The organism is Nocardiopsis sediminis, from assembly GCF_042650565.1.
Classification (GTDB): Bacteria; Actinomycetota; Actinomycetes; order Streptosporangiales; family Streptosporangiaceae; genus Nocardiopsis_B; species Nocardiopsis_B sediminis.
In genome coordinates this window covers 304450-315567 of record NZ_JBHSBH010000007.1, presented here as the reverse complement: position 1 = coordinate 315567, position 11118 = coordinate 304450, and the positions used below count along the sequence as shown (strand labels likewise).

Annotated in this window: 9 protein-coding genes; 5 read left to right on the top strand and 4 right to left on the bottom strand. The window is 73.8% G+C overall.

The window, feature by feature from the left end; genetic code table 11:
* Nucleotides 1-235 precede the first annotated feature (235 nt).
* Nucleotides 236-739, top strand: a complete 504-nt coding sequence (locus ACFOVU_RS10460; RefSeq protein WP_378532295.1) for an FxsA family protein — start codon at nucleotides 236-238, stop codon at nucleotides 737-739.
* Nucleotides 740-861: 122 nt separating this feature from the next.
* Here ACFOVU_RS10460 and ACFOVU_RS10455 read toward each other — a convergent pair whose 3' ends face one another.
* Both ACFOVU_RS10455 and ACFOVU_RS10450 read right to left on the bottom strand, forming a co-directional pair.
* The gene (locus ACFOVU_RS10455) at nucleotides 862-1035 is read right to left on the bottom strand and encodes a DUF397 domain-containing protein (RefSeq protein ID WP_378532293.1); all 174 of its coding nucleotides are present in this window, start codon (nucleotides 1033-1035) and stop codon (nucleotides 862-864) included.
* Entirely contained in the window at nucleotides 1025-1834 is an 810-nt protein-coding gene (locus tag ACFOVU_RS10450) for a helix-turn-helix domain-containing protein (protein ID WP_378532291.1), read from the bottom strand. Before ACFOVU_RS10450 ends, ACFOVU_RS10455 begins: the two co-directional genes overlap by 11 nt.
* A 317-nt stretch (nucleotides 1835-2151) precedes the next feature.
* Between ACFOVU_RS10450 and ACFOVU_RS10445 the strand changes: the two genes are divergently transcribed.
* The gene (locus ACFOVU_RS10445) at nucleotides 2152-2463 is read left to right on the top strand and encodes a hypothetical protein (protein WP_378532290.1); all 312 of its coding nucleotides are present in this window, start codon (nucleotides 2152-2154) and stop codon (nucleotides 2461-2463) included.
* A 492-nt stretch (nucleotides 2464-2955) separates the two neighbouring features.
* The gene (locus ACFOVU_RS10440; protein WP_378532288.1) at nucleotides 2956-4107 is read left to right on the top strand and encodes a hypothetical protein; all 1152 of its coding nucleotides are present in this window, start codon (nucleotides 2956-2958) and stop codon (nucleotides 4105-4107) included.
* A 114-nt stretch (nucleotides 4108-4221) separates the two neighbouring features.
* Here the strand turns inward: ACFOVU_RS10440 and ACFOVU_RS10435 are convergent, their stop codons facing one another.
* Together ACFOVU_RS10435 and ACFOVU_RS10430 are read right to left on the bottom strand one after the other, a co-directional pair.
* Nucleotides 4222-5001: an HAD-IIA family hydrolase gene (locus ACFOVU_RS10435; RefSeq protein ID WP_378532286.1), complete on the bottom strand. Its 780-nt coding sequence runs from the start codon at nucleotides 4999-5001 to the stop codon at nucleotides 4222-4224.
* A 182-nt stretch (nucleotides 5002-5183) separates the two neighbouring features.
* Nucleotides 5184-5567, bottom strand: coding sequence for an RNA polymerase-binding protein RbpA (locus tag ACFOVU_RS10430; protein WP_378532284.1), 384 nt, complete (start codon nucleotides 5565-5567; stop codon nucleotides 5184-5186).
* A 413-nt stretch (nucleotides 5568-5980) separates the two neighbouring features.
* On the opposite strand from ACFOVU_RS10430, the gene ACFOVU_RS10425 reads away from it, so the two are divergent.
* Both ACFOVU_RS10425 and ACFOVU_RS10420 read left to right on the top strand, forming a co-directional pair.
* Nucleotides 5981-7543, top strand: coding sequence for a cytochrome P450 (locus tag ACFOVU_RS10425; protein ID WP_378532282.1), 1563 nt, complete (start codon nucleotides 5981-5983; stop codon nucleotides 7541-7543).
* Between the two features lie 812 nt (nucleotides 7544-8355).
* On the top strand, nucleotides 8356-11118 hold a 2763-nt coding region (locus ACFOVU_RS10420), incomplete at its 3' end, for an ATP-binding protein (protein WP_378532280.1).

Here is an 11118-nt window from a genome sequence, read left to right as displayed (position 1 = left end):
GACCACCCGGCGGGCGCTGATGGTCTGCCCGTCGGCGTAGCTGATCTCGGCGCCGCGGTCGTCGTGGGCCGCCGCCGGCGCGCGGCCGCCGCCGCGCCCGCCCGGGACGCCCAGGGGGCCGGCGCGGGGCCGGGGGACGCGTGAACCGCGGCGCGGGCCTGGGAAGCGGCGGGAACGTTCACCGGCGCTGATGCGTTCTTCCCAGTGGGATGACGAGATTCCGAGGATGGGACCCATGCCGCTGCTGATCGTTCTGGCGCTGATGGCGCTGCCGTTCGTCGAGATCTGGCTGATGGTGCTCATCGGCCAGCAGATCGGGCCCGCCTGGACCATCGTCGCGCTGTTCGCGCTGACCGCCTCAGGCACGCTGGTGGTGCGCCGCGCCGGGACCAAGGCGTTCCGCGAGGCCGACGCCGCCATGCGCACGGGGCAGCAGCCCCAGCGGGGGGTGCTCGACACCGTGATGCTGATGGTGGGCGGCATTCTGCTGATCATCCCGGGGTTCCTCACCGGGGCTCTGGGCGCCCTGATGGCGCTGCCCTTCACTCGGCCGCTGCTGCGCTGGGCGTTCAGCGGCTGGGCGGAGCGGCGGATGAAGAAGATGCGCGAACGCGCCGAACGCGAGTTCGCGACCCTCGGTGTGCACGTGCCGGGGCAGGCGCCCGGCGACCGCCCGGGGCGGGCGGGGAACGGCAAGGTCATTCAGGGGCACATCGTCGACGACGGCCCGGAACGCTGAACGCCGGGATCCGGCGGACCGCGGACCGGACCAGGGGGTGGTCCGGGGGCCACGGTCCGCCCGCCGCAAGGGGGGAGTCCCAGAGGGGAAGTGGGACGCGGCGTCGCCGCATGCGGGCTCCGTCAGAGACGGTGGGCCTCAGCCAGCAGGGCGCGCCAGGCGCCGACGGGGAAGTCCAGCAGCGCCCCATCGGGGTGCTTGCTGTCGCGCATCAACGCGCGGCCGTCGGCGGCGCACGCCTCAACGCATTCTCCGGCCGCACCGCTGTGGCTGGACGTGCGCCATTCAGAATCCATCTCGAACCTTCCTGATCAGATCGTACGAGGCCTTCGGGGGCAGGGCGACGCCCTGGAGCTCCCCGAACAAGGCCGTGTGACGCCGGATCTCCGGCAGTGCGTCGATGACCTGCCCGCCGCCGGAGCCCTCGGAATAGAGCAACGTTCCGCCACCCGAAGTCGTGAGCAGGCGGAAAGGCCCGGAATTCCCGGGGCTGTCGGTGGTGTCGGCGGGGACCACCTGGATCCGCACCAGGCCTGATTCTGACAGATCCGCGAGGCGCGTGAGCTGCTTCCTCATCACTTCCGTACCGCCGACCATGCGCGTCAGTACCGTCTCGCACAGAACCGCCCAGAGTGTCGGTCCCTCCCCTCCGGTCAGGGTTTCATATCTTTCCACCCGGCCCGCGACGAGCCGTTCGATGTGGGCCGCGCGGTCCAATGGGCGGCCGACCCGGAAAACCGCGCGTGCGTATTCTGGGATCTGAAGGTATCCGGGGCACAGAATCGGACCCCAGCTTCGTATTTCGGTGGCCTGTTCCTCCGATCTGAGGATCTGCCGGAACCAATCGGGTCCCGTGGTGGCGTTTGTTGCTTCGGCCCAACGCCGCAAGACTGCGCCCTCGGCGCGGAAGAATTGGTCGAGTTCGGCGGCCGTGTCCTTTTTGGCCTGACGCGTTGCGCGCTCGATCTTGCTCAGCATGCCGGGGGTGATCGACAGGTGCTTGGCCACCTGGTCGAGTGAGAGACCAGCGTGCGCCCGCAGCCGGCGAACCTCGCGTCCGAACGTCGACCACGCTGGTAATGGTCGCTCTGCCATGAGTACAAAAATAGACCTGCTGGATACCGCATAGGACATCTGCGGACAGTAAACGCCGGACCAGGGCTGGCTAGGGAGTTGCGTAATTCCTGGTGGAAGGCTTGATACCGAAAAGCCCTGCGGCGGCGGAGCCCATGCGGGGGAACGGTCACCGAAACCGGGGAGCAGATGGTGTCGACCACCTTAGAGCTGAAAACGTGGAATATCCGACCATTCGTCGCGAAGAGTGGGCGCTGTCGGTATCGCCTGGATATGGAATGCGTGTCGCATTTCAGCCGGGCGGCGCGGAGCGCAACTGTGAGGTCGTGGGTGAAACCATGAGTTACGCGAATATCCAGCAGGTCAGCATCGCCGAACTCCGCTTCTGGGCGCACTCCCGCGGGGTCGATATCGTCGAACTGGAAGTACCCGACATACAGGGTAACCGGATCTTCTCGGCGACCGACGGAGACGAGACCCGGGTCGCGAAATGCCCCCCGGCGGAATCTCCCCCCGTCCGCGACGCCTGGGACGCCCGCATGCGCACGGAGCTCCGGCGCATGCGCATGCCCTCCTCCGGGCTGCGCGGCGGGACGCCCGTGGGCGGCGGCGGTGGGGGCATCTACGGCCGCGCACAGCCGACGGTCTGAGGCGCGCACGGCGGCGCGGGCGGACACACCGGCGGTGAAGGCGAAGAGCACGACGAGCACGGGCAGCAGAGGCGCAGGGGGCGCGGTGCCGGAGGGGGTGCCGCGGCGGCGGGACGCACGGCGCCCGTCCGCCCCCGGCGGCCTCTGCCGGCCCGATGGGTCCCCGGGGGGCGCGGGCACGCAGGGTCAAGAATCCGGCGACCGGGTGCCAATGACATAATCGCGGTGCAGTGCCAACCTGAACGCGTCTCGCGCAATCGGGTTCTCGCCGCTCCTCCGCCGATCACCAGCGCATCTCCGAAGAAGCCGAGACCCCCCACCCCTGTCGGCCCCTCTCGGTTGTGAGAAACGATGCCCAGTCATGACGGCCTCCCGCGTGCCCGCACCCCGGACGGAGGAGGTCGCGGCGCCCGTTCCACGCCTGCGCCGTCCCGCCCGCCCCGGCCCGGACCGCTCCGGCGGCGGGCGCTGCGCGAGCGCGGGGCGTCGTACGTGGAGTACGGCGGGGTCGTGCTGCTCGTCGCGGCCATCCTCGGCGCGGTCATGGTGGGCGACGTCCCCGGCCGGGTCGCCGACTTCTGCGCGGCCGCGATCTGCCGGGTCACCGGGGGCGAGGACTGCGAGCTCGCCGGCCAGGCGGCCGACGTCGGCCCGTTGGCCTATAGGGATCCGACTCTCGACCCGCGGCCCGTGCGCCCGCCCTTGGACCGTCCCGGCTGCGCCGACCCCGACGCGGCCTGGACCGAGGGCCTGCACGCCCACAACGACTACGAAAACGGCACTCCGCTCCAAGACGCGCTCGACAACGGTGCCATCAGCGTCGAGGCCGACGTGTGGGTCGCCAAGCCGGTCGAACTCGGCGAGGAGGGGATCATGGAGGGGCGCCAGGAGCTGTCCGTCCGCCACGACGCCGACGAGACGACCTCGGAGACGCTGCGCGACCTCTACATCGACCCCCTGATCGAACGGGCCGAGGAGAACGGCGGCGAGATCTACCCCGGCCGCGACGAGCCCTTCCGCCTGGTCATCGAGATCAAGGAGAAGGAGGACAAGAACCGCGACAAGTGGCTGGAGGCGTACCAGATCGCCTACCGGGAGATCCAGGACCTCCCCGAAGGCGTCGAGGTGGTCTTCAGCGGCGACACCCCCTCGTCGGTCGCCGAGCTGGCCGACGCGGAACTCGACGGGGAGCGGATCGGCCTGCCGCCCCGCGGCGCCACCTTCGACATCGCCCCGGAGTACCCCGACTGCACGCTCCCGGAGCACCTGCGTTTCGGCAGCGACGCCTACGACCCCGACGAGGCGCGCTACTTCAGCACGCTCAACGGCGAATGGGGCGAGGGCAAGTGCGGCGACCAGGACGGCGACGGCCACATCAGCGGCGAGGAGCAGGAGCGGCTCAACGAGGTCGTCGAGCAGGCGCACGCCTCGGGGATGAAGGTCCGGTTCTGGGGCACCCCCGACGGCAAGGACCGGGCCGGGCACGGGCGGTTCTTCCCCTGCATCGGCTACGACAGCTGCGAGAACGCACCCCGCGAACGGGCCTGGGACGCCCTGCACGAGGCGGGCGTCGATTTCTACAACACCGACCACCTCACCCAGAGCCGCGACTGGCTCCGGGAATGCGGCGAGGGCGACTTCTGATGGGTACCGGCGGCGGCGCGCGCAGCCGCCGGTGAGCAACGGTGCCGGCCGATCGCGGCCGGCACCGGCCTTCCAGCGCGCCGTCCGCTGGCGCCGGGGGTTCCCGGTCCCGGGTCAGACGAGGTCGACCAGGTCGGCGATCGAGTCCACGACCGTGGTCGGCCGGTAGGGGTACCTGGCGATGTCGGCCTGCGTCGTCAGCCCGGTGAGGACCAGGAACGTCTCCATCCCCGCCTCCAGCCCGGCCAGGACGTCGGTGTCCATGCGGTCGCCGATCATGGCGCTGGTCTCGGAGTGCGCGCCGATGACGTTCAGCCCGGTGCGCATCATCAGCGGGTTCGGCTTGCCGACGAAGTACGGCTCCTTGCCCGTGGCCTTCGTGATCAGCGCGGCCACGGACCCGGTCGCGGGCAGGGCGCCCTCCGGTGAGGGCCCGGTGTTGTCGGGGTTGGTGGCGATGAACCGAGAGCCGTCGTTGATGAGCCGGATGGCCTTCGTCAGCGCTTCGAACGAGTACGTGCGGGTCTCGCCCAGGATCACGAAGTCGGGGTCGACGTCGGTCATCACGTAGCCCGCATCGTGCAGGGCCGTGGTCAGCCCGGCCTCGCCGATGACGTAGGCGGTCCCGCCGGGGTGCTGGGTGTCGAGGAACTTCGCGGTGGCGAGCGCGGAGGTCCAGATGTTCTCCACTGGCACCCCGAGCCCGATCCGGTTCAGGCGCGCGTGCAGATCCCGGGCCGTGTAGATCGAGTTGTTGGTGAGCACCAGGAACGGCCGCCCGGAGTCGCGCAGCTTCTTGATGAACGCATCGGCCCCGGGCACCGGGACGCCCTCGTGCATCAGCACCCCGTCCATGTCGGTGAGCCACGATTCGATGGGCTTACGCTCTGTCATGCGGACGGACTCCTGCCGGTGCGTGGGCCATGGAATACCCATGCTATTCGCCCATTCCGCCCCAGGGTGTCACCCCGGCCCGCAGGTGGAGGCCGCGGGCGGGCGGGCCGCCTGCGCCCGCGGACGCGTGAGGGGCGGCGGCCCTGTGGGCCGCCGCCCCTCACGCGAGGAACCAACCGGGATCAGGCGCTCTGGCGCTGCCGGGCCAGGGCCGCCATGTGCTCCTGCTCTTCACGCCGCCGCGACCGGAGCAGCTCCAGGCGCTCGGCCAGGACCTCCTCGAGGTCCTCCATGCTCCGGCGCTCCAGCAGCATGTCCCAGTGCGTGCGCGCGGGCTTGCCCTTCTTCTCCTGGGGCTTCTCGCCGTCGACCATCAGGGCGTTGTCGCCGCAGAAGCGGCACTCCCAGTTCGACGGGATCTCCGCTTCGGTCGCGAAGGTGACGGAGAAACGATGGCCCCGAGGGCAGTCGTAGGTGACCTCTTGGCGCGGTGCCAGATCGGTGTTGCGGTCGTTCTCGTAGCTGGTCGCCCCGAGTCGTGTGCCGCGAAGTGCTCGCTCGGCCATCGTGTACGTGCCTCCAGGCGCTCATGCGGTCTTCGTGGGTGTAACGCGTCGGTCCGTCTCAAAGATTCCCCGGACGCCGGTGATCCAACCGTGCGATAATGCCCGGTCGTCCGTGCCGGGGCGGCGTGCCGCCGGCGTGCGCCGGGCTTTTTTCCGCGTCCGTCCGGATCCTTGCGGGGCGCCGATACCCCGGGCCGACTGCGCCTTTGCGCAACCTTTACCGGCCCGCGCCGCGGCGGTGAGGCGCGTGCAGCCGGGAACTTTCGCCGTTGACTCATGCCTGAAACAACTACGACATACCCTCGGATTCCCCATCTGTCCGAGGAGTTTCGATGGTCGACCCGGGTCCCCGACCCCCCGGCTCAGCCACACCGCCCGGACCCGCCGGGCGCTGCCCGATGCGCGGCGGGCGGGTGCAGATCTACGCGGGTGCACAGGGAGGAGACGAGTCCGGGCTGTGGCGCGAGCTGCGCGCCAGGTTCGGGGCGGTCGCCCCCGTCGAAGTCGCACCCGGTGTCCCCGGATGGCTGCTGCTCGGGTACCACGAGAACCTGCGCGTGCTGCGCGACCAGGACCGGTTCGCCGCGGACCCGCTCGCCTGGAGCCGGCGCTCCGGCCACCCCGGCGCGGCCGGGCCGCGCAACGGCGCGCTGGCCGGCGACGGCCCCGAGCACCGCCGGCTGCGTTCCGTCATCGTCGACAGCCTGGCGCAGATCTCCACCGCGCAGGTCGTCCCCGTGGTCGAGCGCACCGCCCGCGGCCTCATCGGCGCCGCCCTGCCCACCGGCGGCATGGACCTCATCGGGCAGTACGCCGCCCCGCTGCCCGCGCTCGTCCTCAACCGGCTGCTCGGGCTCCCCGACGCCTACGGCCGCCTGCTCGCCGGCCTCGCCGCCGACATCTGGAGCGGCGACCCCGCCCGGGCCGAGCCCGCCACCCGCGGGCTGCACACCTACGCCGCCGGCCTGGTCGAGCGCAAGCGCGAGAACCCCGGGGACGACCTCGCCTCACGCCTGCTGGCCCACCCCGCCGGGCTCAGCGACGACGAAGCCGTCGAGCAGCTGCTCCTGCTGTGGGCCGCCGGGCACGAGCCCACCACCCACCTCGTCGGCAACGCGCTGTACCGGCTGCTGAGCGTCCCCGAGATCGCGGCGGCCTACGGCGGCGCCTCTCTGCCCGCCGACGACTTCCTCGACTACGTCATGTGGGTCGATCCGCCGCTGCGCATGCTCACGGGCCGCTACAGCGTGCGCGACGTCGAACTGGGCGGCGCGCACATCCGCAAGGGCGAGGCGCTGGTCCTCGGGTTCGGCCCGGCCCACGCCGACCCGGTTGTCACCGCACGCGCCGACACCGGCGACGCCTTGGCGCTCGCCGGCAACCGCGCCCACCTGATGTGGGGCGCCGGCGCCCACGGCTGCCCCGCCCAGAGCCTGGCCCGCGAGATCGCAGGCACCGCGATCGACACCCTCCTCAACCGGCTGCCGCGCATGGCGCCCGCCGCCGCGCCCGCGGAGCTGCGCTGGCGCTCGTCGCTGTCGGTCCACGGACTGGCCGAGCTGCCGGTGGTCTTCCCCGCCGAGGGCGAACGGGGGCCCGGACCCGCGCCTGAGCGGCCGGAGCGCGAGCGCGGGCGGCCGCGCCGGATGTTCGGCCGCGGCGGCGGCCGGCCACGCGCGCAGGGCGCCCGCTACCAGGCGCCCGCCGCCGCACCTGAGGAGCCGCCCGCCCCGCCGGTCCGCCCTGAGCGACCGGCCCGGCCCGCCAAGCCGCGCCCCGCCGGCGCCCGCTACCAGGCGCCCGCCGCCGCACCTGAGGAGCCGCCCGCCCCGCCGGTCCGCCCTGAGCGACCGGCCCGGCCCGCCAAGCCGCGCCCCGCCGGCGCCCGCTACCAGGCGCCCGCCGCGCCCGCCGCCCCTTCGCTCGATGCGCTCGACGCCCTGCTGGAGAAGCGGGGCGACGACGGCCCGGGCTGACCGGCCGCGCGGTGGACGCGGCAGACGCTGAGGACTGGCGGACGCGGGGAACGCGAGGACCGCGAGGGACGGGCGGGTGCGGCGCGGCCGGGCACGCGTGAGGCGGGCGGGTCGCATGCCGCCCTCCGGGAAAATTCCCGCGCGACCGCACCCGGACTGACCGATGCCGGAACCCCCGATCGCTTGGGTCCGTGGGGGCGCGCCGACTACCGTCGAACCGAACGCAGGAAGCGCGACCCGAACGGCATACCGATGCTCTCGGCGAGCGAAGCGCCGTCCGCGGGACGGGTGAGCACAGCACCCGACCCGCGAGGGACCCCGGGCGAACGGGGGCCGGTCGCACCATGTGCGGCCGCCACGTCCGGGGGATCCGGCGCGACGGTGGCCGGCCGCATGGCCTGACGCTCTGCGTGACGAAGGGGACGGCCCGCCCGGCCGCACAACGGCCCGGGGCGTCCACGGTGCACGACGCCTTGCCGGCACGTGCCCGCCGTCATGGCCCGGACCACGGGGGACCGGGAGCGGCGCGGCGCACGCGGGGACCGGCCACGGCGTGCGGTGGGGCCACCGCGGACGCGTCCTCCCCTTCCCTCTGTGCTCCGCCCCGGCGGCGTCGCCGGGGCGGAGCACATTCACCGGAACAGGGGAGCGGGGGAGCACCGGCGGACATCACGCGCCGATCGGCGGGTCGCCCGAACCCCCCGGTCGCCCACCCTCATGCCGGTCACCGGGGACAGGGGCGGTCGTGTCGGGGGGCCGTGCGGTGAACCCGGACGGGGAGCCGTCCCGCCATGGCGTCTTACTCTGGGGCCATGGGTCTTGGCGCGGTGAGTCCGGTCGTCGTGGGGCGGGGCGAGGAGCTGCGTCTGCTCCACGAGCATGCGCGCCGCGCGCGCGGCGGGGTGGCCGGGACGCTGCTGCTCGGCGGGGAGGCGGGGATCGGCAAGTCCCGGCTGCTGGAGGAGTTCGGTGCGCGCACCGCCAACGGGACTCTGGTCGCGGGCGGCTGCCTGGAGCTCGGCGCCGACGGCCTGCCCCTCGCCCCGTTCGTGACCGTGCTGCGCCGGCTGCGGCGCGACCTCGGCGCCGACCGGTTCGCGGAGCTGTCGGGCTCCGGCGGCCCGCGCGAACTCGCGCGCCTGCTCCCGGAGCTGGGCGTCCCACCTGAGGAGCGCCCCGAGGCCCGCGGGCGCCTGTTCGAGCAGGTGCTGCGGGTGCTCTCGGCAGCGGCCGAACCCGCGGGGCTCACCGTCGTCCTGGAGGACCTGCACTGGGCCGACTCCGCCACCCGCCACCTGCTGGTGTTCCTCGTCCGCAACCTCGACACCGCCCGCGTGCAGATCGTCGCCGCCTACCGCACCGACGACCTGCACCGCGACCACCCGCTGCGGCGGCTGCTGCCCGAACTGGAACGGCTGCCCGCCGTCACCCGCATGGACCTGCGCCCGCTCAGCCGCGAGCAGGTGGCCGAGCAGGCGCACGCCATCCTCGGGCACGACGTCGAACCCGCGGACCTGGCCGTCCTCTACGAGCGCACCGCCGGCAACCCGCTGTTCGTCGAATCCCTGCTGGAGCTGCCCGGACCTGAGCGCCACACGCTGCCCGAACGCCCCCGGGAACTTCTCCTGGGCCCGCTGCGCGTCCTCGGCGAGGACGCGCGGACCGTGGCGATGGCCGCGTCCGTGGGCGGGCGCGGCGGGCAGCGCGTCGAGCACCGGCTGCTGGCGGAGGCCGTCCGGCTGGAAGACGACCGCCTGGAGGCCGCGCTGCGGGCCCTGGTCGACGCCAACCTCCTGCGGGTCGAGGGCACCGGGTACCGGTTCCGCCACGCCCTGCTCCGCGAGGCCGTGCACGCCGAGCTGCTGCCCGGCCGCCGGTCCCGCCTGCACCTCGCCTATGCCGACGCCCTGGAGCGCGAACCCGACGGCGCCTTCGGCCACGCCGCCGAACTCGCCCACCACTACCACGAGGCCCACGAGCAGCCGCGCGCACTCAGCGCCGCCTGGCGGGCCGCCGTACGGGCGCGTGCCACCTACGGCTACGACGAGCAGCTGCGCATGGCCGAACGCGTCATCGACCTGTGGGACCGGGTCCCCGACGCCGCGGAGCGCGTCGGGATGCAGCTGGTGGACGTGGTGGAGCAGGCGGCCGAGGCGGCCATCGACGGCGGGGCGACCGCGCGCGGCCTCGACCTGGCCGAGGCCGGGCTGCGCGCGCTGCCCGGCACCGGCGACGACCCCACCGCGACGCGCCGGGCACTGCTGCTGCGCCGCCGCGGGCAGGCGCGCCGCGACCTGAACGACCCCGGTGCCCTGGACGACATCCGCGAGGCCGCGCGGGTGCTGCCTCCGGGAAGCCCGCACCGGCCGTCGGTGCTGGCCACCCTCGCCGCCGAACTCGCTCTGCGGACCCACTTCACCGAGGCCGCCGATGTGGCGCGGACCGCGTTGGCCGATGCCCGCGCGGCGCTGCGGGACGCCCCGGCGGCCCCCGCCTCGGAGCGGTCCGCCGGCTGCCCCCAGGAGCCGTGGCCGCACGTGCTGAGCGAACTGCACGCACGCATCACCCTGGCCAGTCTGGCGGCCCAGGACGGGCGGTACGACGTGGCGCTGCGCGAGCTGGAGGCCTGCCGTGCGGAGGCGCGCCGCGTCGACGACCCCGAGACCGAGACCCGCGCCGCCGGCCACCGCGTCGCGGTGCTCTGGGAGAGCGGCCGCTCCTCGCTGGCGGTGGCGGAGGGCGGCGCCGCGCTGGAGCGCGCGCGTGACCTGGGCACCATGGGATCATGCGGCTCCTTCGTCGCGGTCAACCTCGCCGAAGCGCTCTACCACCTGGGGGAGTTCGCGCAGTGCCGCGAGTCGGCGGGCCGCGCCCTGGCCTGGGGCCCGATGCCGCTGCACCGGTTCAACCTGCACACGCGCCGGGGGCTGGCGGCCCTCGCCATGGGCGACACCGACGCGGCGCGCGCGGACCGGCAGCGCCAGCGCCTCCCCGGCCACGCCCCGCACGCCCACACGCAAGACGAGCTGTCGGCCGCCCTGCTGGATCTGGAGCTGTGCCTGGCGGAGGGCGACACCGCGGCGGCCGTCGCGACCGCGAGCGCAACGGTCGGCGCCCCGCGGTTCGCGACCTGGCCCGCCTACGCCTGGCACGTCCTGGAGGCCGCGGCCCGGGCGGTGCGGGCCGGGGAGGCCCCCGGGGGCGGCGCGGGACGCGGCGATGTGGAAGGGCTGAGGGTGGCCGTCGCGGGGGTCTGCGAGCTGATGGAGGTCTCCGGTCCGTCGCAGAGCGCACTGCGTGCGACGGTGTGGGCGCACTTGGCCCGCGACGGAGCGGCCGGCGATGCAGGGGACGACGGCGGGATGGGGGACGGCGGGGCGGATGCGGTCCGCGCGGCGTGGGAGGCGGCGGTGGCGGCCTGGCGCGATGCCGAGGAGCCCTGCATGCTCGCCGCCGCGCTGCTGCGGCTGGCCGAGGCCGACGCGGGACGGGGCGACCGGGCCGCGGCGGCCGCCGCCCTGACCGACGTCGTGCTCGAATACCGCCGCGACCGCGCCCGCCTGGACCCCCTCCGC